Source organism: Rheinheimera sp. 1928-s, assembly GCF_029269265.1.
Taxonomy (GTDB): domain Bacteria; phylum Pseudomonadota; class Gammaproteobacteria; order Enterobacterales; family Alteromonadaceae; genus Pararheinheimera.
The window spans coordinates 1-21,406 of the sequence record NZ_JARIXP010000016.1; the positions used below are offsets into that span (position 1 = coordinate 1).

The following is a 21,406-nucleotide window of genomic DNA, read 5'->3' on the forward strand; positions in this document are numbered from 1 at the left end:
AACCAGGTTCAATCAAGCCACACACCAAGTTCGAAGGTGAAGTGTACGTATTATCAAAAGAAGAAGGTGGTCGTCATACTCCATTCTTCAAAGGTTACCGTCCACAGTTCTACTTCCGTACTACAGACGTCACTGGTTCAGTAGAACTGCCAGAAGGCGTAGAAATGGTCATGCCAGGCGACAACCTGAAGTTTGTTGTTGAACTGATCAACCCAATCGCGATGGACGAAGGTTTACGCTTCGCCATCCGTGAAGGTGGCCGCACAGTAGGTGCTGGTGTAGTATCTAAAGTACTGGCGTAATAGTCAGAACTTGAATAAGGGCCCTTAGGGGCCCTTTTTTTTATCCATTTTTCATCAAGTACCATTCGCACAGCTGCTGCCATACCTTAAATACAAACCAGATTAAGATCTCTGCCAAAAATTCAAACGTTTGTTTGAATTTGCCTGGTGAACATGCTAGAACTAACTCATCCGACCATTAGGGTTTTTTAAGGAGAGTTATTGTGAGTCACTACCAGGCGCCGCTGGCTGATATGTCTTTTCAATTATTTGATGTTTGGCAAGTTCAACAATTCTGGCAACAACAAGCTGAGTTAGCTGAATTGATAGATGCGGACACTGCCGCTGCCATTTTAGAAGAAGCCGCAAAAATCACCGCTGAAAAAATCGCCCCTTTAGCTGCTGCAGCCGACGAGCAAGGTGTGTCTTGTGTTTCTGGCGAAGTGACAACCCCGTCTCATTATAAAGAATGCTATCAGTTGCTGTGTGAAGGTGGCTGGACGGGATTGTCCGGCGATCCTGAATATGGTGGCATGGGCATGCCCAAAAGCCTGTCGGGTTTATACGACGAAATGATGTGTAGTGCTGATATAGCCTTTTCTTTATACCCTGGGCTTACATCAGGTGCTTGCGTGGCTTTATTACAACATGCCGACGAAGCGACCAAAGCTTTGTATCTGCCGAAGTTATATAGCGGAGAATGGTCCGGCACTATGTGTCTGACAGAATCTCATGCCGGCTCCGACTTGGGTATTATGCGCAGCAAAGCCGAACCTGCTGGTGATGGCAGCTACCGTATCAGCGGTGAAAAAATCTTTATTACTGCGGGTGAGCACGACTTGACGGACAATATCATTCATCTGGTACTTGCAAAATTACCGGATGCGCCAGCCGGCAGCCGTGGTATTTCGCTGTTCTTAGTACCTAAGTTTAAAGTCGATGCCAGTGGCAACTTGGGCGAGCGTAATAGTCTGATCTGCAGTTCAGTTGAGCATAAAATGGGTATTCATGGTTCAGCCACTTGTGTGATGAACTTTGACGGCGCCGAAGGTTACCTGATAGGTGAGCCGCATAAAGGTCTGGCTTGTATGTTCACCATGATGAATTACGAACGCCTTGCGATGGGCAGTCAGGGGTTAGGTGCTGCTGAGCGCGCGTACCAAAATGCACTTGCCTATGCCAATGATCGTCTACAAGGTAGAACAGTGACTAAAGATGGTAATAAAGCCGACGCTATTATTGGCCATCCTGATGTCAAACGTATGCTGCTCAATATCAGTAGTATCAATGAAGCGGGCAGGGCCTTTAGTGTTTATGTAGGTCACCTGCTTGACCAGGCAAAATTTGCGCAAGATGTCAAAGCACAGTCCAGGGCCAATTTGCTGACACCGGTGACTAAAGCTTTTATGACGGATAGAGGATTGGATTCCTGTGTGGCAGCCCAGCAGGTATTTGGTGGTCATGGTTATATCCGAGAGTGGGGCATGGAGCAGTTGGTCCGTGATGTCCGTATCGCACAGATTTATGAGGGCACCAACGGTATTCAGGCCGCCGACTTTATGCTGCGTAAAGTGGCATCGGATCAAGGCGCTGTAGTGTTACACCTGATGCGTGAGTTAACCGCAGGATTATCAGGTTCAGCAACAAAACAAATTGCTTCAGCAGCCGGGCGTTTTGAATCAGCAACCCAATCTTTATTAGAGCGGGGTAAAACCCAGCCTGAACTATTAGCCTGGGTAGCGAATGATTATCTGGATTTAACTGGCTATCTGCTTTACGCCTTTATGTGGGATAAGATGGAGGCAGCGTTAGATACTGCAAAACACAGTGAGGACTTTATTCAGTCCAAACAACTCAAAGCTAAGTTTTACTACAGCCGGGTGTTACCCCGTATTGAAAGCCTGTTCAGCCTGATTGAGCAGTTCCCTGCAGAGTTATCATCAGCAGAAGCTAAACTGTTCTGATCTCCTTCTGACTACATGGGCTGATCATAAAACAAACCCCTGCTGTTTAATTATTCAGCAGGGGTTGTCTTTCTCAATCAGTTGAGTATAATGCGCGGCCAGCCGTAATTTTGGCAGGCGGTTAACCAGCAATTGAATTGGTTAACGACAACAGTGCTCCCGATTGGGGAGCAAACGTTACATTGGTGCAGGGGCATTCTTCCATTTATTGATGGGTCAGAAAGCTTCTGTTTTATTTTGCTCTTTTTGCTCTTTGAGGCTTTGGTTTATGAGTAATCAAAGGATTCGCATCCGTCTGAAAGCGTTCGATCACCGTTTGATCGATCAGTCAACTATGGAAATCGTTGACACAGCTAAGCGTACGGGCGCGCAGGTTCGTGGTCCTATCCCACTTCCGACTCGCCAGGAACGTTTCACTGTATTGATTTCTCCTCACGTGAATAAAGATGCACGTGACCAGTACGAAATCCGTACCCACAAGCGTTTAATCGACATCGTTGAACCAACAGAAAAGACTGTTGATGCTCTGATGCGTTTAGATCTGCCTGCTGGCGTTGACGTTCAAATCAGCCTGGGCTAATCAGACAGGTTTTTAGAGAGGTTTAGGATATGGCTATCGGTCTAATCGGTCGTAAAGTGGGCATGACTCGCATCTTCACTGAAGATGGCGTATCAATCCCAGTAACCGTAATCGAAGCAACACCAAACCGCGTTACTGCCATCAAAACGCAAGACGTTCATGGCTATAGCGCATTGCAAGTGACTGCTGGCACAGTGAAGGCTTCTCGCCTGAACAAACCAGACGCTGGTCAGTTTGCAAAAGCTGGTGTTGAAGCTGGTCGTGGTCTGTGGGAATTCCGCCTGCAAGATAACGAAGGTGCTGACATCACTGTTGGTAGCGAGATTACTGTTGAAGTTTTCGCAGAGACGAAAAAAGTTGATGTCGTCGGTACATCAAAAGGTAAAGGTTTTGCCGGTACTGTAAAGCGCTGGAATTTCCGTACTCAGGATATGACTCACGGTAACTCTTTATCTCACCGTGCACCAGGTTCGATTGGTCAAAACCAATCACCAGGTAAAGTATTCAAAGGTAAAAAAATGGCCGGACACATGGGTGCCGAGCGTGTAACAGTCCAGTCTCTGGAAGTTGTACGTGTAGACGCAGCACGCAACATCCTGTTAGTGAAGGGCGCTGTCCCTGGTGCTATCGGTGGTGATGTGATTGTTAAACCTGCTGTCAAAGGCTAACGTCTGGAGGAGATGAGTGATGGAATTAGCATTAAGAGACGCTAAAGGCGTTCTTGAAGTTTCCGAAGCTACCTTTGGACGTGAGTTCAACGAAGCATTGGTACACCAGGTAGTAGTTGCGTATGCAGCTGGTGCCCGTCAAGGTACACGTGCTCAACTGACACGTTCAGAAGTACGCGGTGGCGGTAAGAAGCCATGGCGCCAGAAGGGTACAGGTCGTGCCCGTGCTGGTACAATCCGTAGCCCAATATGGCGTGGCGGTGGTGTGACGTTTGCGGCTAAGCCACAAGATCACAGCCAAAAAGTAAACAGAAAGATGTATCGTGGCGCGATCATGAGCATTTTGTCTGAATTAGTTCGTCAAGAACGTTTAATCGTAGTTGAAAACTTTGTTGTTGAAACTCCGAAAACGAAAGAACTAACAGCTAAGTTAAAAGCGATGGAACTGAAAGACGTTTTAATCGTGACTGACGAAGTTGACGAAAACCTGTTCTTATCAGCACGCAACCTGTACAAGGTTGACGTACGTGATGTTCACGGTATCGACCCAGTCAGCTTAATCGCCTTCGACAAAGTTGTAATGACTGCTGCTGCAGTTAAACAAATCGAGGAGATGCTAGCATGATCCGTGAAGAACGTTTACTGAAAGTGATTCTGGCTCCGCACGTGTCTGAAAAGAGCACCATTGCGGCAGAAACCAACAACACTATCGTGTTCAAAGTAGCTACTACTGCTACTAAAGCTGACATCAAAGCTGCTGTTCAAAAATTATTTGAAGTAGAAGTTGTTGGTGTTCGCACTGTTAACGTTAAGGGTAAGACTAAGCGCACTGGTATGCGTACTGGTCAACGTAGCGATTGGAAAAAAGCTTACGTTACTCTTAAGGAAGGCAGCGAACTTGATTTTGTTGGCGGCGCTGAGTAATTAGAGGAGTTAGGAAATGGCACTTGTAAAGTGTAAACCTACGTCACCTGGTCGTCGTCACGTCTTAAAAGTCGTGAACCCTGACCTGCACAAAGGCAAGCCTTACGCTCCTTTGTTAGAGAAGAATAGTAAGACTGGTGGTCGTAACAACCACGGTCGTATTACTACTCGCCATATCGGTGGTGGTCATAAGCAACACTACCGTCTGGTTGATTTTAAACGTAATAAAGATGGTATCCCTGCTAAAGTTGAGCGTCTGGAATACGATCCAAACCGTACTGCTAACATCGCTCTGGTGTTGTATGCAGACGGCGAGCGTCGTTACATCCTGGCACCAAAAGGCTTAAAAGCGGGTGATACAGTACAGTCAGGCTTAGATTCACCAATTAAATCTGGTAATACTATGCCACTGCGCAACATCCCAGTGGGCCAAATCGTCCACAACGTCGAATTGAAGCCTGGTAAAGGCGGCCAATTAATGCGTTCAGCTGGTGCATTTGCCCAGATCCTGGCGCGTGACGGCGCGTACGTTACTCTGCGTTTACGCAGCGGTGAAATGCGCAAAGTTCTGGCTGACTGCCGTGCAACTATCGGCGAGATCGGCAACGCCGAACACATGCTGCGTCAATACGGTAAAGCCGGTGCGATGCGTTGGCGCGGTGTCCGCCCAACAGTGCGTGGTGTGGTAATGAACCCGGTTGACCACCCTCACGGTGGTGGTGAAGGTAAAACTTCAGGTGGACGTCACCCTGTTACTCCATGGGGCGTTCCGACCAAAGGTTACAAAACCCGTTCGAACAAGCGTACTGACAAGTTCATTGTCCGTCGTCGTGACAAATAATTTAATGTGAGGAATTGCCATGCCACGTTCTCTCAAGAAAGGTCCATTTATCGACCTTCACTTGTTGAAGAAGGTAGAGAAAGCGTTGGAAAGCGGTGAAAAGAAACCAATTAAGACTTGGAGCCGTCGTTCAATGATCATTCCACAAATGATCGGTTTGACCATCGCTGTCCATAATGGTCGTCAGCATGTACCAGTACTTGTCTCGGAAGAGATGGTTGGTCACAAGTTAGGTGAGTTCTCACCTACTCGTACTTACCGTGGTCACGCAGCCGACAAAAAGGCCAAGAAGCGCTAAGGGGTAAATAATGGAAGCATTAGCTAAACACAAATTTGCCCGTTCTTCTGCACAGAAAGCTCGTTTGGTCGCTGACCAAATCCGTGGTCTGTCAGTTGATAAGGCGTTGAATGTTTTAACTTACAGCCCTAAAAAAGCGGCTGATTTAGTTAAAAAGGTTCTTTTATCAGCCATTGCGAACGCAGAACACAACGAAGGTGCCGATATCGACACTTTAAAAGTGAAAACTGTGTTTGTTGACGAAGGTCCGTCAATGAAGCGGATTAAGCCACGTGCCAAAGGCCGTGCTGACCGTATCGTCAAGCGTACCAGCCACATTACTGTGGTTGTAGCTGATAACTAGGAGTGAGAAATGGGACAGAAAGTACATCCTACTGGTATTCGCCTAGGTATCACTAAGCCTTGGAGCTCAACCTGGTACGCGAATACAAAAGACTTCCCGGACTTCCTGGTTGGTGACTTTAAAGTTCGTCAGTATCTGACAAAAGAACTGAAAGCCGCTTCAGTAAGCCGGATCGATATTGAACGTCCTGCGAAAAGCATCCGTGTGACTATTCACACCGCTCGTCCAGGCGTGATCATCGGTAAAAAAGGTGAAGACGTTGAGAAACTGCGCAAAGCCGTAGCGACTATCGCTGGTGTGCCTGCTCAGATCAATATTTCTGAAATCCGTAAGCCGGAATTAGATGCCAAATTAGTTGCTGACTCAATCAGCAGCCAGCTGGAACGCCGTGTAATGTTCCGTCGCGCTATGAAGCGTGCGGTACAAAACGCAATGCGTTTAGGCGCTAAAGGTATCAAAGTTCAGGTCAGTGGCCGTTTAGGCGGTGCTGAGATTGCTCGTGATGAATGGTATCGTGAAGGCCGTGTGCCACTGCACACTCTGCGTGCTGACATCGATTACTCAACATCAGAAGCTTTAACTACTTACGGTATCATTGGTGTGAAAGTTTGGATTTTCAAAGGCGAGATCTTAGGAGCTATGCCATTGAACAACAACGCGAACGCCAACAACGACAAACAGCCTAAGGCGCCGAAAAAACCGGCTCCTCGCAAGGCTAAGTAGGAGTATTGAGCGATGTTGCAACCAAAACGTACTAAATTTCGTAAAGTGCACAAAGGACGTAACCGTGGCTTAGCGCTGGTAGGCGATAAAGTCAGCTTCGGTACTTATGCACTTAAAGCAGTTGAACGTGGTCAAATGACTTCACGTCAAATCGAATCTGCACGTCGTGCCATGACTCGTGCCGTTAAACGTGTTGGTAAAATCTGGATCCGCGTGTTCCCGGACAAACCAATGACGGAAAAACCACTCGAAGTTCGTATGGGTAGTGGTAAAGGTAGCGTGGAATATTGGGTTTGCCAGATTAAACCTGGCAAAGTCCTGTATGAAATGGACGGTGTGTCGGAAGAACTGGCACGTCATGCGTTTACGCTGGCAGCTGCCAAGCTTCCATTTAAGACAACCTTTGTAACGCGGACGGTATTGTAATGAAAGCAAGCGAACTGAAAGTAAAAAGCGTTGAAGAGTTAAACGCTGAATTACTGGGCTTATTACGTGAGCAGTTCAACCTGCGCATGCAAGCAGCTACAGGTCAGCTGGCTCAGACTCATTTGTTAAAGCAAGTGCGTCGCGATATCGCGCGTGTTAAGACTATCTTAACCGAGAAGGCAGGTGCCTAATGAGCGAACTAAACACCCGTACCCTGCAAGGTAAAGTGATCAGCAACAAAATGGACAAGTCTATTACTGTTGCTATCGAACGTAACGTGAAGCACCCAATCTATGGGAAATTCATTACACGTACTACCAAACTGCACGTACATGACGAAGCAAACCAGTGTAAAGAAGGTGACATCGTGACTATTCGCGAATGTCGTCCTCTGTCCAAGACGAAGTCATGGACTCTGGTTTCCGTTGTCGAATCTGCATCTTAATGATTAAGATGTAAGCGAAAACGGCCCTTCGGGGCCGTTTTTTTCTCGTTCGACTAAAGGCTACCATTTGTACAAAAGTGCTGTTATAATCACGCGCCCTTTTGTTGGGGGTAGTTTATAGTCGAAAGCAGCGTAACCCGAGAGGGTTATAGTAGTGGAATAGCGGAGCACTAAGATGATCCAGATGCAATCTATGCTGGAAGTCGCAGACAACAGCGGCGCGCGCAGCGTAATGTGTATTAAGGTCTTAGGTGGTTCGCATCGCCGTTATGCAGCAATTGGTGACGTTATCAAGATCACCGTTAAGGAAGCAATTCCTCGCGGTAAGGTCAAAAAAGGTGACGTTCTGAATGCTGTGGTGGTGCGTACACGCAAAGGCGTACGCCGTCAGGACGGGTCAGTAATCCGTTTTGATCGCAATGCAGCAGTGCTGTTAAACAGCAAGCTGGAACCGATAGGTACACGTATTTTTGGACCGGTAACGCGCGAACTTCGTGGCGATAAGTTCATGAAGATCGTTTCCCTGGCCCCAGAAGTACTGTAAGGAGTCACAATGGCTAGTAAAATCCGTCGTGATGATGAGGTTGTTGTTCTTACTGGTAAGGACAAAGGCAAAACTGGCAAGGTTCTGAAAGTGTTAGTTGCTGAAGACCGTGTGTATGTTTCTGGCATTAATTTTGTCAAGAAACACCAGAAGCCAATCCCAGCGTTGAACACCCCAGGTGGCATCGTTGAGAAAGAAGCCTCAATTCACGTTTCAAATGTAGCGATCTTCAATCCAAAAACTGGAAAGGCTGATCGTGTAGGTTTCCGTTTTGAAGACGGCAAGAAAGTTCGCTTCTTCAAATCGAATAACGAAGTAATTTAATTGCTATTGGAGTAATACGATGGCGAAACTGCATGAAATTTATAAAGACACCGTAGTTCCAGAACTGTTTAAACAGTTCGGCTACACGAGCGTCATGCAAGTCCCTCGGATTGTTAAAATCACACTGAACATGGGTGTGGGTGAAGCAGTAGCTGATAAGAAGATCCTTGATAACGCAGTAGCAGATTTAACTGCTATCTCTGGCCAAAAGCCATTGGTTACTAAGGCTCGTAAATCAGTAGCTGGTTTCAAAATCCGTGAAGGCTACCCTATTGGTGCAAAAGTTACACTGCGTGGCGAACGTATGTGGGATTTCTTAGAGCGTTTAGTATCTATTGCTATTCCTCGTATCCGCGATTTCCGCGGTGTGAATCCTAAGTCGTTTGACGGCCGTGGTAACTACAGCATGGGCGTTCGTGAGCAAATCATATTCCCTGAAATCGATTACGACAAAGTAGATGCGGTACGTGGTTTAGATATCACTATCACTACTACGGCTCGTACTGATGATGAAGGGCGTGCATTACTTGCCGCGTTTAACTTCCCATTCAAGAAATAAGGTGTAGGGTCATGGCAAAACAATCAATGAAAGCGCGCGAAGCAAAGCGTGCAGTACTGGTAGCCAAATACGCTGAGCAACGTCATGCACTGAGAGATCTGATTGCAAATCCGACGACTTCTGACGAAGACCGTTGGGCAGCAGTTCTGAAGTTGCAGTCGTTACCGCGTGATTCAAGCCCTTCGCGTCAACGTAATCGTTGTCGTGTAACAGGTCGTCCTCACGGTTATCTTCGTAAATTCGGCATGAGCCGGATCAAGGTACGTGAAGCAGCGATGCGCGGTGAAATTCCTGGCCTTCGTAAGGCTAGCTGGTAAGAATCACGGGAGTAACAGCTATGAGCATGCAAGATCCAGTAGCGGATATGTTTACTCGCATCCGCAACGGCCAAGCTGCCAAAAAGTTTGCGGTTAAGATGCCATCTTCAAAAATGAAGGTTGCCATCGCGAAAGTATTAAAAGACGAAGGTTACATCGAAGATTTCGTTGTATCTGCTGATGTTAAGGCAGAGTTGGAAGTTACATTAAAGTATTTCCAGGGCAAATCAGTAATTGAAACTATCGATCGTGTTAGCCGTCCAGGTCTGCGTATCTATAAGAAACGTGGCGAATTACCAAAAGTAATGGGTGGTTTAGGTGTAGCTATTATATCTACGTCTAAAGGGCTAATGACTGACCGTGCCGCGCGCAAGGTTGGAATCGGTGGTGAAATCATCGGCTATGTAGCGTAACGGAGGGTAACTATGTCTCGTGTTGCTAAGGCCCCCGTCACGGTTCCTGCAGGTGTAACAATTACACTGAATGGCCAAAACCTGACAGTAAAGGGTAAAAATGGCGAGTTAACGTTGAACGTTAACCCTGCAGTCGAAGTTGTTATTGAAGGTAACGTACTGCGTACGACTCCTCGTGACGGCATCGCAAACGCTGACGCACAAGCGGGTACCGCTCGCGCGTTGATCAACAATTTAGTGACTGGCGTAACCGAAGGTTACACTCAGAAGCTGGAATTGGTTGGTGTTGGTTACCGTGCAAAAGCAGAAGGCAAGGTGTTAAACCTGAGCTTAGGCTTTTCTCACCCGGTTGCTTTCGAGGTGCCAGCTGGTATCACGATCGAAACCCCTTCTCAAACAGAAGTGTTGGTGAAAGGTTCTGACAAGCAATTAGTTGGTCAAGTTGCTGCAAACATCCGCGCGTACCGTAAACCAGAGCCTTACAAAGGCAAAGGTGTTCGCTACGCTAACGAAAACGTGCGTCGTAAAGAAGCGAAGAAAAAGTAGGGTAGGACGATGGATAAGAAACTTGCTCGTCTGCGCCGCGCTAAACGCGTTCGCAGAACAATTATCGAACAAGGTGCGAACCGCTTGGTTGTACATCGTACACCACGTCACATTTACGCCCAGCTTATCGCACCAAATGCTGAAGTGATTGCTGCTGCTTCCACAGTTGAAGCAACAATCCGTGAATCATTGAAGTACACCGGTAATGTCGATGCTGCTAAAGCTGTAGGTAAGGCGATTGCTGAACGTGCAGTGGCTAAAGGCGTCAGTAAATGTGCTTTTGACCGTAGCGGTTTCCAGTATCACGGTCGTGTACAGGCATTAGCTGATGCGGCGCGTGAAGCCGGTCTTCAATTCTAGGAGTAGATCATGGCTAACGTAGAAGCTAAACAACAATCTGATTTACAAGAGAAGCTGGTTGCTGTTAACCGTGTTTCCAAAGTTGTTAAAGGTGGCCGGATTTTCTCCTTCACCGCTTTAACAGTAGTTGGTGACGGTAATGGTCGTATCGGTTTCGGTTACGGTAAAGCGCGCGAAGTACCAGCTGCTATTCAAAAAGCAATGGAAAAAGCTCGTCGTAACATGACTCAAGTTGAGTTAAACGGTAACACTCTTCACCACCCGGTAAAAGGTATCCACGCTGGTTCCAACGTGTATATGCAACCGGCGTCTGAAGGTACTGGTATTATCGCCGGTGGTGCAATGCGCGCAGTGTTAGAAGTAGCAGGTGTACAGAACGTTCTGTCTAAATGCTACGGCTCAACCAACCCAATCAACGTAGTTCGCGCTACTATCAACGCCCTGTCAGCGATTAAATCGCCTGCTCAGGTTGCTGCGAAGCGTGGCTTACGCGTTGACGACATTCTGGGGTAATTCGCCATGTCTAAAAAGACTGTAACAGTAACCCAAATTAAGTCAGGCATCGGTCGTTTACCGAAGCATAAAGCGACTTTAGTTGGTTTAGGCTTACGCCGTATCGGTCACACTGTAACACTGGAAGATACACCTTCAGTGCGCGGTATGATCAACACTGTGTATTACATGGTTAAAGTGGAGGAGTAATAAATGTTTTTAAATACGTTATCTCCTGCACCAGGTGCTAAAAAAGAGAAACGCCGTTTAGGTCGTGGTATCGGTTCTGGCTTAGGCAAGACTGGTGGCCGTGGTCACAAAGGTTTGAAATCTCGCTCAGGTGGTAAAGTACGTCCAGGTTTTGAAGGCGGTCAAATGCCTCTGAAACAACGTCTGCCTAAGTTCGGTTTTACATCACGTAAAGGCTTAGTATCTGCTGAAGTTCGTTTACACGAGCTGACAGCCGTAGCTGGTGATGTAGCTGATTTAGCAAGCCTGATGGAAGCTAATATCATCTCTCGTATCGTTAAGTTCGCTAAAGTTGTGTTATCAGGCGAGATCACTCGTCCAATAACAGTTAAAGGCTTAAGCGTGACTAAAGGTGCGCGTGCTGCGATTGAAGCCGCTGGCGGCAAAGTCGAAGAATAATAAGGATAGTACGCGATGGCAAAACCAGGTTCGGATACAAAAAGTGCAAAAGGCGGCTTCAGTGAGCTGAAATCCCGTCTGTTGTTCGTACTTTTGGCCATAATCGTTTTCCGATTAGGCTCATTTGTGCCAATTCCTGGAATTGACGCCGCCGTGCTGGCTCAATTATTCGAGCAACAAAAAGGCACCATCGTTGAAATGTTTAACATGTTCAGCGGTGGCGCCCTTGAGCGTGCATCTGTATTTGCACTTGGCATTATGCCTTACATTTCTGCTTCTATTATCGTTCAGCTGTTAACCGTGGTTCATCCCACGCTGGCTGAATTGAAGAAGGAAGGTGAGGCTGGCAAGCGTAAAATCAATCAGTATACACGTTACGGTACCTTAGGATTGGCAATAGTCCAGGCGATCGGTATTTCTACCGGTTTGCCAAATCTGATGCCGGGTTTAGTAGTAAACCCAGGTATTGGTTTTACTATCACTGCTGTGATCAGTTTAGTCACCGGTACCATGTTTTTAATGTGGTTAGGTGAGCAAATTACTGAACGTGGCATTGGTAATGGTATTTCGTTGCTGATTTTCACCGGTATTGTTGCTGGCTTCCCGTCTGCCATTGGCCAGACGATTGAGCAGGCACGTCAAGGCGATTTGCACTTTTTGCTTTTATTAGCGATTGGAGCCATTGTTGTTGCGGTTACTTGGTTCGTAGTTTTCTTCGAACGTGGTCAACGTCGCATTGTGGTTAATTACGCCAAACGCCAACAAGGCCGTCAGGTATTTGCTGCTCAAAGCAGTCACCTACCTCTGAAGGTCAACATGGCTGGTGTAATACCACCAATCTTTGCTTCAAGCATAATCCTGTTCCCTGGTACAATTGCCAGTTGGTTTGGGTCAGGCGAAGGTATGGTTGCTAACTTCCTGCAGGAAGTGGCATTAACCTTATCTCCGGGTCAGCCGCTGTATATGGTTTTATATGCTGCTGCGATCATCTTTTTCTGTTTCTTCTATACTGCGTTGGTGTTTAACCCACGTGATACAGCAGATAACCTGAAAAAGTCTGGTGCCTTCATCCCTGGTATTCGTCCTGGTGAGCAGACATCTAAATACATTGATAAAGTAATGACACGTTTAACCTTAGCTGGCGCGGCGTATATCACCTTTATCTGTTTGGTTCCTGAGTTCATGATGGTTGCATGGAATGTGCAATTTTACTTCGGCGGTACATCTTTACTGATTATCGTAGTGGTTATTATGGACTTTATGGCACAGGTACAAACCCATCTGATGTCTCATCAGTATGAGTCGGTACTTAAAAAGGCAAATCTTAAGGGCTACGGCCGTTAAGGTAATTTTGCGGAGTTAAGTCATGAAAGTACGAGCTTCCGTTAAGAAGATCTGCCGTAACTGCAAAGTTATCAAGCGCAACAATGTTGTGCGTGTAATTTGTGTAGAGCCTAAGCACAAGCAACGTCAAGGCTAACAGCAGAAAAAATTATAGGTCAGGGCTAGGCTTTTTGGTCTAGCCCCGACTTATTGTTGCAATATGGCCGCCGTTTGAGTATCCTTACGGGCTTTTCAAATCGGCACCCTTTTAATCTTTTATAGGAGAACGTTAGTGGCCCGTATCGCTGGCATTAACATCCCCGATAATAAACATGCTGTCATCTCTTTGACGTATGTTTTTGGTATCGGTAAAACCCGCTCTAAAGCTATCTTAGCTGCAGTGGGTATTGAAGAAACTCGCAAAATCTCTTCTTTGTCTGACGCAGAGCTTGACTCTCTTCGTGACGAAGTAGGTAAGTACACTGTTGAAGGTGACTTACGTCGTGAGATTACATTAAACATTAAACGTTTGATGGACCTGGGTTGTTACCGTGGTTTACGCCACCGTCGTAGTCTGCCTGTTCGTGGTCAGCGCACTAAAACTAATGCGCGTACCCGCAAGGGCCCACGCAAAGCTATTAAGAAATAGGACGGGGTAAAACATGGCTAAAGCACCAGTTCGTACTCGTAAAAGAGTAAAAAAGCAAGTTTCTGACGGTATGGCTCATATCCATGCCTCTTTCAACAACACCATAGTCACGATCACTGATCGCCAGGGTAACGCTCTTTGCTGGGCAACTGCTGGTGGTTCTGGTTTCCGTGGTTCGCGTAAGTCTACGCCGTTCGCTGCACAGGTTGCTGCTGAGCGTGCTGGTACTGCCGCGTTAGAATATGGTCTGAAGAACCTTGAAGTGTTTGTAAACGGTCCAGGCCCAGGCCGCGAATCAGCGATTCGTGCTCTGAACGCAGCTGGCTACCGCATTACAAATATCACCGACGTGACGCCAATTCCACACAATGGTTGCCGTCCACCGAAAAAACGTCGCGTGTAACAAGCGCTTCTAGGATTATTGGAGAAAGAAGATGGCAAGATATTTGGGTCCTAAGCTCAAGTTAAGTCGTCGCGAAGGAACAGATTTGTTCCTGAAAAGCGGCGTTAGAGCAATTGATTCAAAGTGTAATTTAACTACTGCTCCTGGTCAGCACGGCGCTCGTCGCGGTCGTTTATCAGACTACGGTTTACAATTACGCGAAAAACAAAAAGTACGTCGTATTTATGGCGTATTAGAGAAGCAGTTCCGTAACTATTACAAAGAAGCTGCTCGTTTGAAAGGTAACACTGGCGAAAACTTACTTCAGTTACTTGAAGGCCGTTTAGACAACGTGGTTTATCGCATGGGTTTAGCTAGCACGCGTGCAGAAGCACGTCAGTTAGTGAGCCACAAAGCTATTATGATTAATGGCGCTGTGGTAAACATCCCATCTTACGCTGTGTCACCTGATCAAGTCATCGCTGTTCGTGAGAAAGCGAAGAAGCAAGCGCGTATCGTTGCTGCTTTAGAGATTTCTGAACAACGCGAAAAACCAACTTGGATCGAAATCGATTCCAAGAAAATGGAAGGCGTTTTCAAACGTGTTCCAGAGCGTTCAGACTTGTCTGCAGACATCAACGAACAGTTAATCGTCGAGCTTTACTCTAAGTAGTAGGGCGTTTTCTTAAGAGAGGATAAAATGCAGGGTTCTGTCACCGAATTCCTTAAGCCGAGATTAGTTGGTATCGAAAAAATCAACCCAACTCGTGCCAAAGTTACTTTGGAACCACTTGAGCGCGGTTTCGGGCATACCTTGGGCAACGCGTTGCGTCGTATTTTACTTTCGTCTATGCCAGGTTGTGCAGTGACTGAAGTAGAGATCGACGGCGTTCTTCATGAGTACAGCGCCAAAGAAGGTGTTCAGGAAGATATCATTGATATTTTACTGAACCTGAAAGGTTTAGCCGTCCGCTTGGAAGACAAAGACGAAGTCACTCTGACTTTAACTAAGAAAGGTGCTGGCCCTGTAACTGCTGGTGATATCCAGCGTGGTGACGGTGTAGTGATCGTTAACCCAGAGCACGTAATATGCAACCTGACTGGCGAAACTGAATTCAGTATGCGCCTGAAAGTTGAACGTGGTCGTGGTTATGTTCCTGCTTCGGCCCGCGTATCCTCAGAGGATGACGAACGTCCAATTGGTCGTCTGTTACTGGACGCATCTTTCAGCCCGGTAGAGCGTATTGCCTACTCAGTTGAAGCTGCTCGTGTAGAACAGCGTACTGACCTGGACAAACTAGTTATCGACATGGAAACCAATGGCACAGTAGAGCCAGAGGAAGCAATTCGTCGTGCTGCGACTATTTTAGCTGAACAGCTGGAATTCTTCGTAGAATTACGCGACAAGAGCGAGCCAGAAAAACGTGAAGAGAAGCCGGAGTTCGATCCGATTCTGTTACGTCCAGTTGATGATTTAGAATTAACAGTTCGTTCTGCTAACTGCTTAAAAGCAGAGCAGATACAGTACATCGGTGATCTGGTACAACGTACTGAGGTTGAGTTGCTGAAAACGCCAAACCTTGGTAAAAAGTCGCTTACCGAAATCAAAGACGTGTTGGCTTCACGCGGTTTATCCTTAGGCATGCGCCTGGAAAACTGGCCTCCAGCAAGTTTGGTAAATAAAGACTAACCAGATTCCAGTTCCTGGTTTAGTAAGAAGGAATAGATCATGCGCCATCGTAAGAGTGGTCGTCAGTTAAACCGGAACAGCAGTCACCGTACTGCAATGTTCCGCAACATGGCTAGCTCGTTGGTGAAGCACGAAATCATCAAAACGACTCTGCCAAAAGCAAAAGAGTTACGTCGCGTAATCGAACCTCTGATTACACTGGCGAAAAATGATAGCGTTGCAAACCGCCGTTTAGCTTTTGCTCGTACACGTGATAAAGAAGTAGTTGGTTTGTTATTTAACGTGTTAGGTCCACGTTATAACGCCCGTCCAGGTGGTTACACTCGTATTCTGAAGTGTGGCTTCCGTGCTGGCGACAACGCACCAATGGCTTACATCGAGTTAGTAGACCGTCCAGAAGTGGCCGGCGCTGCATTACCAGCTGAAGAAACAGCAGCTGAGTAAGTAAGACTCCAAATAAAAAGGCCAGCGCAAGCTGGCCTTTTTTTGTCTGAATTTTATGATGTGATCTTGTGTAGCTATAGCTCTGAATCAATCTATTCCTCTTGGCTCCACCCCGTTTGAATAGGGAACTATGGAGCTCCCCGTAAACCGCTGCTGATAGAGATGTTTCTGAGATGACGCAACGGTAGATAATGTGCGACCAGACCGCATAAGGTCACCAGCAACAAGGTCAGGCCATACAGGGCCAGGCTATAAAACACGAGGCTTTGCAGTGTCATACCTTCAAACGGCAGGCCCTGAGCAGTGACTAAAGCTGACAGCCCTTGCAACACCTGTGGCTGATCCTGATTCAGCAACCAAACCAGCCCGATGCCAAGCACCAGACTGCTCAGCAGCACGGCAGATGCCAACAGCCGCAGATATTCGCGTCCAGATTCCCGCACTATTTGCCGGAACTGCGCCCCCAACGCCAGCTTGATGCTAAATTCATTTTGCCTTAGTTGCAGATTGTATTGCATTACGCCAATCAGGCCGATGCCGGACAACAGCACGGTAAACAGAGCCAGACTGATGGCGCCCAGCAGTATGAATTTTTTTGGCAACATGAGCTGATCTACCTGATCGGACAATAAACTAAAATGCGTCAGGGCAAACTGGCTATGTGCTTGTTGTAAAATGCGGATCATCTGTTGCTGGCTAAAGGTCGCGCCTGGTTCGGTCTTGATCAAAAACCATAACGCAGTCCCCAGGTTGGTCATATAAAACCGAGGTGGTGTTGCCGCCAGGCCCGGCAGTTGAATATCTTCTGTCACACCTACTATGGTAAAGGGCTGCTTTGCAATATCCAGTTGAATACGTCGTCCGAGCACTTGCTCTAGATCGCCGATGCTTGCCGCCCTGCCCAGCAATTGCATGGCAAAAGTGCGGTTGACCACCATGTTTGGCGAATGCCCGCTGTGGATATCGGCAGCGCTGAAGCCATGGCCGGCCAATAACGCCTGACCGGCCACCTGAAAATAATGCTGATCCACATTACGATGCATAGGATAAAAGCGCCGTTCGCTGCCAAGCTCTGTTGCCGCCATTTGAAAGCGGTCCACCAGCGGATTATAGGCAAAACTCACCCCGGCTATCCCCGGTTGTTGCCGCAACTGCTCAGCCATTTCGGCAACTTTAGGCGCATAACTGTCCCAGCCTTGCCAGTCGAGGGTAGCGACTGAAAATTCCAGCTGCAACAGGTTCTGGCTGGTTAAGCCAAGCGGTCGTTGCAATTTATGCCAGGCGTCCTGCACCAGCAGGCTACTGATAAACACCAGCACAATGGCACAGCTTAGTTGCAGCAGAATAAAACTACGTCGAAACACGGCGGGGATCTGCACCCCGGCACCTTTGCCACTGCTTTGCAGCGCCAGACTCAGTTGATGATAACGCACAGTGCGCAGTGATAAGGTTGCAATCAGCAGCGCCAGCAGCACGGCCAGCAGCAACGCACTGCCAAAACTGAATAGCGATAGACCAAGCTCGCTGCTACGGGGCAAGCTGTTGCCAAACCAGCGGGTTACCCCGCTAAAACCGGCCTGCGCCAGCAACAAGGCCAAACCTACTGATAGCAGCATCAAAAGCAGCGCCTCGGCAAACAATTGTTGCCCGAGCTGAATACGCCGTGCGCCAAGGGCGGCGCGGATCGCCAGCTGTTTTTGCAGCAGCATCAGACGTGATAAAAACAAATTCAGAATATTGGTGGTGGCAATCAGTAACAATCCGGCACCGCCAAGTAATAACAGCAACAGCAAACCCTCACTGCCGCTGGTGATCAACTGCTGCACGGACTGCAATTGCAGTTGCAGGCTCCAGCCTGCAAAATTAGCCTCTCCAACCATTTTTTCCGAAAATTGTTGCTGTGCCAGTGGTGTGAGTGCTGTCAGCCATTGTTGCAAAGCCGCCGCTTCTCCTTTGAATAGTAAAAAACTGTGTTCATCGGCTAAATGCCAGCTGCCTTTAAAATCGGCGTTGTTGTAATCCCAGGGTAACCACAGATCAACCGCTGGCAAGGAGGTCCGCAGTTGTGGCGGCACAAAAGTTTTTGCCAGCACGCCCAATACCGGATGCGACACACCATTGATCTGTACACTCTGACTCAGCACATCGGGTCTTTGCTGAAACAACAACTGCCAGGCCTGATAACTCAATACCACGCCTGGGTTCATCGAACCTGGCAGTTGCGCTTGGCTAAAACCATGCCCCAGCAGCAAGGGCATGCCGAGCATTTGCTGCAATTCCGGCGTGGTGTAAGCGCTGCTGAGCCGTGGCTGCGCCGCATCAGACATTACGATGTCCTGCGTCAGATGCAGCAAGGCCTGCGATATTTCAGGCATGCTTTGTTCAGCAAGTGCAGTTGTAGCAGATTGAGCAGCTGGCGACTGCCATTGCCGCATTTGCAGATACAGCTGCTCCGCCGCCGGATGTAACACCGCTGAGGATTGCAGTTTGCCTGCGCCGTCCAGCCGCTGATAGTGCAAGAGCTGCAGTTGCTCTGACTCCGGATAAGGCAGTGGTTTGAATAAAATTTGCCAGCCGAGGCTCAGCACCCACAAAAACACACCACTGGCGATGCCCATAGTCAGCACTACTGTCAGTGCAAAACTTTTGTCGCGCCAGAGCGAGTGGGTACTTTGCCTGAGCCAAGGTTCAAACTGCATGCTGATTTTCCTTCATTTCTTAACTTATTAACTTCAATTCGAAGCAGTGCCACGCAAAGCGTGCACCACCGGTTTTGTTAATAAAGGTCGCACGCAGCCAACAACAATCAGCGTGGTGAGCAGTAGCACTGTCAAAAGCGCTAATGCTGCATTCAGCGGGGCTATTTGCAGCAGCTCTGCAAAACCAAAGACCCAACCAAAATTCAGGCTCAGCTGCAACAGGCTATAACCAACCGTCAGCAGCAATACTGCCCACAGCAGTGGTTTTAAGCTGTCGACTAAGGTTAATTGCAGCAAATGTTGTGGCCGTGCACCTAAGGATTGGCGTACCGCCAGTTCATATTGGCGCAGCTGAATTTGCGTGCGAATAACCGCGAAAATGCCGAGGCCTGCCAGTGCCAACGCCAGTATTGATAAGGCTGCAGTCACCACAGTTGCGACTTTGGCATCCTGGGTATGGGTGCCAAAAATCTCAGCACTGGAATGAAAACGGAATACTTTGAGTTGTGGATGTACTTGCGCCAACGCCTTATTCACCAGATCACGGCTAAGGCTTTGGCCATCCGGCAGCCGGACCAACAAATGTGGAAAGGCCGGTGGCGTCGCCGGGGTGTAAACCGCGGCGCTATCGGCTTGACCGGGCAGCGTCAGATCGCTGACCACACCAATGATCCGGCTTGGCGTAGTGGCGCCGCGCAGGTACAAAGGTTTGTCCAGCATGCTGCTATTGTTGTTAGCACTGCTGTCAGTCCCTTGATTCAACTCAGCCGCCAGTCGACGGGCCAGGCTTTGGCTTATCAGCACCACGCTTTCCTGATTTTTCACTTGTTGCGGGCTGAATGTTTCGCCACTTTGCAAGGAAAGCCCGAGTGCTGCCAGATACTCAGCGTCACCGCTATAGCGATAAGTTGGCGCAGGTGCGGATTGATCGGCGTGCTGGCTGACCGATGACATGGTAAATCCGGCTTGCCAAAAAGAGATAGGCGGGTAACCACCGACGCCGACAAGGGTCGCGTTGCTTTGCGCTTTCACCGCTTCAGCGGCCTGTACAAACAATTGCCGGCGCTCTTCAATTTGTGAACTTGCCAGCAAGGAGCCTTGTGTCAGCGCCACCTGATAGGTCTGTAAATCAAGCCCGGACGGCTGGCGCAGTTTGGCGAGCGCCTGCACAAAAATCTGGCTGCAATAAATCAAGGTAACCAAACAAAACAGCGTTTGCGACATCAATAGCAATTGGCGGGTTCGCCCGGATACCTGCACTGCTGAACCTTTGCCACTTTGTTGCAGGCTTTGTTGTAGCTGACGGTAGTTCAGTTGTCGGGTTAGCCAGAGCGCCAGCGTCAGGCAAAGCACAATCAACAGGCCAATCGCAAACAGCACACTCAAAGCTCCGCTGCTAAGCTCCTGCAGCCGCGGTAACGGCCCGGCATAACCTGCTTGTAAACTTTGATAACAAGCCTCTGCCACACTCAGGCACAACAGCAAAGCCGGAATGGCCAATACCGCAAATTCCAACAGATATTGGCGAAACAGATGGGACGCCCGCGCACCCAGCGCAATCCGAATGGTCAAGGATCTTTGTTGTGCCATGGCTCGGCCGAGCACCAGATTGGCTATATTGGCGATGGCAATTGCGCAAAGCAGTATGCTGCCTGCCAATAAACTCAGGCTCAAACCAGCAGCATCACCCAAAATCCGGCTACGCACCGACTCCAGACGCCAGCGCACCGAGCTATTTTTCAAAAACGCATTGCTCTGGTTGGCTGCTGCAAATTCCGGTGCAGCCCATTGTTCAAAACTATGGGCTAACTGCGCTGGACTGGCGTCAGCTTTGAGTTTGAGCAGCAGATGGATTTGATTGCTGTTAAAACTCCAATTTGGCGTGCCCATATCATGAAAATCGTAACTAAGCCAAAGATCGGTCGACCAGCCAGGCGCGGCTAGCACCGGTTCGACAAAACGCTCTGCCAACACACCCACCACAGTAAAAGACACGCCACGAAATTGCAGGGTTTTGCCAAGTACCGCCGGGTCGCCAGCAAAATGCTGTTGCCAGACCTGATAGCTTAGTACTGTCACCGGCACCTGACTGTCCAACCCTTCATTCGGGCTTAAGTGGCGGCCAAGCGCCAGCGGCGCGTCAAACATCGGCAAAAATTCCGGTGTGACATATCCCAGATTAAAAGACGGGTTGCCGGGCAGATTTTGCGCCACATCAATGCTGATATTGTGCAGTGCTTTAGTTTCCACTTCCGGCCAATCTTGCCGGTAAATATCCAATTGTCCTTGCGCCGGCAGCCATTCGGCTGAAACCTGCTTGTCTTGCTGCCACTGGCTCCCGCGCACTAACTGCAAACGTTCGGCATCCGGGTAGGGCAGCGGTGCCATAAACAGCTGATAATTTAAGTTAAAAGTGGCGACCAAAGCACCCAGCGTCAGGCCAATGGTGAGTATGATTGTCAGCGCATACAGCTGCTGGCGTAGCAGCAGTATCTTCGCAGTTTTGAACCAGGATTGCAGCAT

At 48.3% G+C, this 21,406-nt stretch carries 31 protein-coding genes and 1 pseudogene; 30 read left to right on the forward strand and 2 right to left on the reverse strand.

The window, feature by feature from the left end:
* The 30 genes and pseudogenes from tuf to rplQ form a co-directional block, all read left to right on the forward strand.
* Positions 1 to 302 (forward strand): annotated as a pseudogene (tuf, locus tag P3C17_RS20670) (elongation factor Tu); the annotation flags it as partial.
* A 203-nt stretch (positions 303 to 505) separates the two neighbouring features.
* Complete coding sequence (locus tag P3C17_RS20675) at positions 506 to 2,245, forward strand: acyl-CoA dehydrogenase family protein (RefSeq protein ID WP_300931186.1); 1,740 nt, start codon at positions 506 to 508, stop codon at positions 2,243 to 2,245.
* A gap of 268 nt (positions 2,246 to 2,513) precedes the next feature.
* Entirely contained in the window at positions 2,514 to 2,825 is a 312-nt protein-coding gene (rpsJ, locus tag P3C17_RS20680) for a 30S ribosomal protein S10 (protein WP_008899121.1), read from the forward strand.
* Positions 2,826 to 2,854: 29 nt separating this feature from the next.
* Positions 2,855 to 3,493, forward strand: a complete 639-nt coding sequence (gene rplC / locus P3C17_RS20685) for a 50S ribosomal protein L3 (RefSeq protein WP_008899120.1) — start codon at positions 2,855 to 2,857, stop codon at positions 3,491 to 3,493.
* Positions 3,494 to 3,512: 19 nt separating this feature from the next.
* The gene (gene rplD / locus P3C17_RS20690) at positions 3,513 to 4,118 is read left to right on the forward strand and encodes a 50S ribosomal protein L4 (RefSeq protein WP_008899119.1); all 606 of its coding nucleotides are present in this window, start codon (positions 3,513 to 3,515) and stop codon (positions 4,116 to 4,118) included.
* Positions 4,115 to 4,417, forward strand: a complete 303-nt coding sequence (gene rplW, locus P3C17_RS20695; protein ID WP_008899118.1) for a 50S ribosomal protein L23 — start codon at positions 4,115 to 4,117, stop codon at positions 4,415 to 4,417. Before rplD ends, rplW begins: the two co-directional genes overlap by 4 nt.
* A gap of 16 nt (positions 4,418 to 4,433) precedes the next feature.
* Positions 4,434 to 5,258, forward strand: a complete 825-nt coding sequence (gene rplB, locus P3C17_RS20700; protein ID WP_300931187.1) for a 50S ribosomal protein L2 — start codon at positions 4,434 to 4,436, stop codon at positions 5,256 to 5,258.
* Positions 5,259 to 5,277: 19 nt separating this feature from the next.
* A complete protein-coding gene (rpsS, locus tag P3C17_RS20705) occupies positions 5,278 to 5,556 on the forward strand; it encodes a 30S ribosomal protein S19 (RefSeq protein WP_008899116.1) in 279 nt (92 codons plus the stop codon).
* A 10-nt stretch (positions 5,557 to 5,566) separates the two neighbouring features.
* Positions 5,567 to 5,899 carry a 50S ribosomal protein L22 gene (gene rplV, locus P3C17_RS20710; RefSeq protein WP_008899115.1) on the forward strand — a complete coding sequence of 111 codons (333 nt, stop codon included), beginning with the start codon at positions 5,567 to 5,569 and terminating at the stop codon, positions 5,897 to 5,899.
* A gap of 9 nt (positions 5,900 to 5,908) precedes the next feature.
* Positions 5,909 to 6,622 carry a 30S ribosomal protein S3 gene (gene rpsC / locus P3C17_RS20715; protein WP_008899114.1) on the forward strand — a complete coding sequence of 238 codons (714 nt, stop codon included), beginning with the start codon at positions 5,909 to 5,911 and terminating at the stop codon, positions 6,620 to 6,622.
* A 12-nt stretch (positions 6,623 to 6,634) separates the two neighbouring features.
* Positions 6,635 to 7,048 (forward strand): 50S ribosomal protein L16, encoded by a 414-nt coding sequence (rplP, locus tag P3C17_RS20720; RefSeq protein WP_008899113.1) that lies wholly within the window; start codon positions 6,635 to 6,637, stop codon positions 7,046 to 7,048.
* Positions 7,048 to 7,239: a 50S ribosomal protein L29 gene (rpmC, locus tag P3C17_RS20725; RefSeq protein WP_008899112.1), complete on the forward strand. Its 192-nt coding sequence runs from the start codon at positions 7,048 to 7,050 to the stop codon at positions 7,237 to 7,239. The genes rplP and rpmC overlap by 1 nt, the downstream gene beginning before the upstream one ends.
* On the forward strand, positions 7,239 to 7,493 hold the full coding sequence (gene rpsQ / locus P3C17_RS20730) for a 30S ribosomal protein S17 (RefSeq protein ID WP_300931188.1): 255 nt from the start codon (positions 7,239 to 7,241) through the stop codon (positions 7,491 to 7,493). Before rpmC ends, rpsQ begins: the two co-directional genes overlap by 1 nt.
* A 175-nt stretch (positions 7,494 to 7,668) precedes the next feature.
* Positions 7,669 to 8,037: a 50S ribosomal protein L14 gene (rplN, locus tag P3C17_RS20735; RefSeq protein WP_008899110.1), complete on the forward strand. Its 369-nt coding sequence runs from the start codon at positions 7,669 to 7,671 to the stop codon at positions 8,035 to 8,037.
* Between the two features lie 9 nt (positions 8,038 to 8,046).
* Positions 8,047 to 8,361 (forward strand): 50S ribosomal protein L24, encoded by a 315-nt coding sequence (gene rplX / locus P3C17_RS20740; protein WP_300931189.1) that lies wholly within the window; start codon positions 8,047 to 8,049, stop codon positions 8,359 to 8,361.
* 19 nt (positions 8,362 to 8,380) lie between these two features.
* Positions 8,381 to 8,920, forward strand: a complete 540-nt coding sequence (rplE, locus tag P3C17_RS20745; RefSeq protein WP_127688206.1) for a 50S ribosomal protein L5 — start codon at positions 8,381 to 8,383, stop codon at positions 8,918 to 8,920.
* Between the two features lie 11 nt (positions 8,921 to 8,931).
* On the forward strand, positions 8,932 to 9,237 hold the full coding sequence (rpsN, locus tag P3C17_RS20750; protein WP_127019513.1) for a 30S ribosomal protein S14: 306 nt from the start codon (positions 8,932 to 8,934) through the stop codon (positions 9,235 to 9,237).
* Positions 9,238 to 9,257: 20 nt separating this feature from the next.
* Positions 9,258 to 9,650 (forward strand): 30S ribosomal protein S8, encoded by a 393-nt coding sequence (rpsH, locus tag P3C17_RS20755; RefSeq protein ID WP_233010929.1) that lies wholly within the window; start codon positions 9,258 to 9,260, stop codon positions 9,648 to 9,650.
* Positions 9,651 to 9,662: 12 nt separating this feature from the next.
* Positions 9,663 to 10,196 carry a 50S ribosomal protein L6 gene (rplF, locus tag P3C17_RS20760; protein WP_233080742.1) on the forward strand — a complete coding sequence of 178 codons (534 nt, stop codon included), beginning with the start codon at positions 9,663 to 9,665 and terminating at the stop codon, positions 10,194 to 10,196.
* Between the two features lie 9 nt (positions 10,197 to 10,205).
* Positions 10,206 to 10,556: a 50S ribosomal protein L18 gene (rplR, locus tag P3C17_RS20765; protein ID WP_300931190.1), complete on the forward strand. Its 351-nt coding sequence runs from the start codon at positions 10,206 to 10,208 to the stop codon at positions 10,554 to 10,556.
* Between the two features lie 9 nt (positions 10,557 to 10,565).
* Positions 10,566 to 11,069, forward strand: coding sequence for a 30S ribosomal protein S5 (gene rpsE, locus P3C17_RS20770; RefSeq protein WP_008899103.1), 504 nt, complete (start codon positions 10,566 to 10,568; stop codon positions 11,067 to 11,069).
* Positions 11,070 to 11,075: 6 nt separating this feature from the next.
* Positions 11,076 to 11,258, forward strand: coding sequence for a 50S ribosomal protein L30 (rpmD, locus tag P3C17_RS20775; RefSeq protein WP_008899102.1), 183 nt, complete (start codon positions 11,076 to 11,078; stop codon positions 11,256 to 11,258).
* Between the two features lie 3 nt (positions 11,259 to 11,261).
* Positions 11,262 to 11,696, forward strand: coding sequence for a 50S ribosomal protein L15 (gene rplO, locus P3C17_RS20780; protein ID WP_127019518.1), 435 nt, complete (start codon positions 11,262 to 11,264; stop codon positions 11,694 to 11,696).
* A 15-nt stretch (positions 11,697 to 11,711) separates the two neighbouring features.
* Positions 11,712 to 13,040 (forward strand): preprotein translocase subunit SecY, encoded by a 1,329-nt coding sequence (gene secY, locus P3C17_RS20785; RefSeq protein WP_125061014.1) that lies wholly within the window; start codon positions 11,712 to 11,714, stop codon positions 13,038 to 13,040.
* Between the two features lie 22 nt (positions 13,041 to 13,062).
* A complete protein-coding gene (gene rpmJ / locus P3C17_RS20790; RefSeq protein WP_082335860.1) occupies positions 13,063 to 13,176 on the forward strand; it encodes a 50S ribosomal protein L36 in 114 nt (37 codons plus the stop codon).
* A gap of 135 nt (positions 13,177 to 13,311) precedes the next feature.
* Positions 13,312 to 13,668, forward strand: coding sequence for a 30S ribosomal protein S13 (gene rpsM / locus P3C17_RS20795; RefSeq protein WP_040555062.1), 357 nt, complete (start codon positions 13,312 to 13,314; stop codon positions 13,666 to 13,668).
* A 13-nt stretch (positions 13,669 to 13,681) separates the two neighbouring features.
* Entirely contained in the window at positions 13,682 to 14,071 is a 390-nt protein-coding gene (gene rpsK, locus P3C17_RS20800; RefSeq protein ID WP_008899098.1) for a 30S ribosomal protein S11, read from the forward strand.
* 31 nt (positions 14,072 to 14,102) lie between these two features.
* Complete coding sequence (rpsD, locus tag P3C17_RS20805) at positions 14,103 to 14,723, forward strand: 30S ribosomal protein S4 (RefSeq protein ID WP_264344916.1); 621 nt, start codon at positions 14,103 to 14,105, stop codon at positions 14,721 to 14,723.
* Between the two features lie 27 nt (positions 14,724 to 14,750).
* Positions 14,751 to 15,740 carry a DNA-directed RNA polymerase subunit alpha gene (rpoA, locus tag P3C17_RS20810; protein ID WP_008899096.1) on the forward strand — a complete coding sequence of 330 codons (990 nt, stop codon included), beginning with the start codon at positions 14,751 to 14,753 and terminating at the stop codon, positions 15,738 to 15,740.
* A gap of 39 nt (positions 15,741 to 15,779) precedes the next feature.
* Positions 15,780 to 16,184, forward strand: a complete 405-nt coding sequence (rplQ, locus tag P3C17_RS20815; RefSeq protein WP_008899095.1) for a 50S ribosomal protein L17 — start codon at positions 15,780 to 15,782, stop codon at positions 16,182 to 16,184.
* 128 nt (positions 16,185 to 16,312) lie between these two features.
* On the opposite strand, the gene P3C17_RS20820 is transcribed toward rplQ, so the two are convergent.
* Together P3C17_RS20820 and P3C17_RS20825 are read right to left on the reverse strand one after the other, a co-directional pair.
* A complete protein-coding gene (locus P3C17_RS20820; RefSeq protein ID WP_300931191.1) occupies positions 16,313 to 18,883 on the reverse strand; it encodes an ABC transporter permease in 2,571 nt (856 codons plus the stop codon).
* A gap of 33 nt (positions 18,884 to 18,916) precedes the next feature.
* A complete protein-coding gene (locus tag P3C17_RS20825) occupies positions 18,917 to 21,406 on the reverse strand; it encodes an ABC transporter permease (protein WP_300931192.1) in 2,490 nt (829 codons plus the stop codon).

Bases quoted from the DNA above. Each gene is read 5' to 3' on its own strand.
- secY (WP_125061014.1), top strand. From the start codon at position 11,712: ATGGCAAAACCAGGTTCGGATACAAAAAGTGCAAAAGGCGGCTTCAGT.
- rplV (WP_008899115.1), top strand. From the start codon at position 5,567: ATGGAAGCATTAGCTAAACACAAATTTGCCCGTTCTTCTGCACAGAAA.
- rpsS (WP_008899116.1), top strand. From the start codon at position 5,278: ATGCCACGTTCTCTCAAGAAAGGTCCATTTATCGACCTTCACTTGTTG.
- rpmJ (WP_082335860.1), top strand. From the start codon at position 13,063: ATGAAAGTACGAGCTTCCGTTAAGAAGATCTGCCGTAACTGCAAAGTT.
- rplD (WP_008899119.1), top strand. From the start codon at position 3,513: ATGGAATTAGCATTAAGAGACGCTAAAGGCGTTCTTGAAGTTTCCGAA.
- rplW (WP_008899118.1), top strand. From the start codon at position 4,115: ATGATCCGTGAAGAACGTTTACTGAAAGTGATTCTGGCTCCGCACGTG.
- rpsK (WP_008899098.1), top strand. From the start codon at position 13,682: ATGGCTAAAGCACCAGTTCGTACTCGTAAAAGAGTAAAAAAGCAAGTT.
- rplP (WP_008899113.1), top strand. From the start codon at position 6,635: ATGTTGCAACCAAAACGTACTAAATTTCGTAAAGTGCACAAAGGACGT.
- rplC (WP_008899120.1), top strand. From the start codon at position 2,855: ATGGCTATCGGTCTAATCGGTCGTAAAGTGGGCATGACTCGCATCTTC.
- rplB (WP_300931187.1), top strand. From the start codon at position 4,434: ATGGCACTTGTAAAGTGTAAACCTACGTCACCTGGTCGTCGTCACGTC.
- rpsE (WP_008899103.1), top strand. From the start codon at position 10,566: ATGGCTAACGTAGAAGCTAAACAACAATCTGATTTACAAGAGAAGCTG.
- rplE (WP_127688206.1), top strand. From the start codon at position 8,381: ATGGCGAAACTGCATGAAATTTATAAAGACACCGTAGTTCCAGAACTG.
- rpmC (WP_008899112.1), top strand. From the start codon at position 7,048: ATGAAAGCAAGCGAACTGAAAGTAAAAAGCGTTGAAGAGTTAAACGCT.
- rpsC (WP_008899114.1), top strand. From the start codon at position 5,909: ATGGGACAGAAAGTACATCCTACTGGTATTCGCCTAGGTATCACTAAG.
- rpsJ (WP_008899121.1), top strand. From the start codon at position 2,514: ATGAGTAATCAAAGGATTCGCATCCGTCTGAAAGCGTTCGATCACCGT.
- rpoA (WP_008899096.1), top strand. From the start codon at position 14,751: ATGCAGGGTTCTGTCACCGAATTCCTTAAGCCGAGATTAGTTGGTATC.
- rpsQ (WP_300931188.1), top strand. From the start codon at position 7,239: ATGAGCGAACTAAACACCCGTACCCTGCAAGGTAAAGTGATCAGCAAC.
- P3C17_RS20825 (WP_300931192.1), bottom strand. From the start codon at position 21,406: ATGCTGCAATCCTGGTTCAAAACTGCGAAGATACTGCTGCTACGCCAG.
- rplR (WP_300931190.1), top strand. From the start codon at position 10,206: ATGGATAAGAAACTTGCTCGTCTGCGCCGCGCTAAACGCGTTCGCAGA.
- rplF (WP_233080742.1), top strand. From the start codon at position 9,663: ATGTCTCGTGTTGCTAAGGCCCCCGTCACGGTTCCTGCAGGTGTAACA.
- rplX (WP_300931189.1), top strand. From the start codon at position 8,047: ATGGCTAGTAAAATCCGTCGTGATGATGAGGTTGTTGTTCTTACTGGT.
- rpsN (WP_127019513.1), top strand. From the start codon at position 8,932: ATGGCAAAACAATCAATGAAAGCGCGCGAAGCAAAGCGTGCAGTACTG.
- rplQ (WP_008899095.1), top strand. From the start codon at position 15,780: ATGCGCCATCGTAAGAGTGGTCGTCAGTTAAACCGGAACAGCAGTCAC.
- rpsH (WP_233010929.1), top strand. From the start codon at position 9,258: ATGAGCATGCAAGATCCAGTAGCGGATATGTTTACTCGCATCCGCAAC.
- rpsD (WP_264344916.1), top strand. From the start codon at position 14,103: ATGGCAAGATATTTGGGTCCTAAGCTCAAGTTAAGTCGTCGCGAAGGA.
- P3C17_RS20820 (WP_300931191.1), bottom strand. From the start codon at position 18,883: ATGCAGTTTGAACCTTGGCTCAGGCAAAGTACCCACTCGCTCTGGCGC.
- rpmD (WP_008899102.1), top strand. From the start codon at position 11,076: ATGTCTAAAAAGACTGTAACAGTAACCCAAATTAAGTCAGGCATCGGT.
- rplO (WP_127019518.1), top strand. From the start codon at position 11,262: ATGTTTTTAAATACGTTATCTCCTGCACCAGGTGCTAAAAAAGAGAAA.
- rplN (WP_008899110.1), top strand. From the start codon at position 7,669: ATGATCCAGATGCAATCTATGCTGGAAGTCGCAGACAACAGCGGCGCG.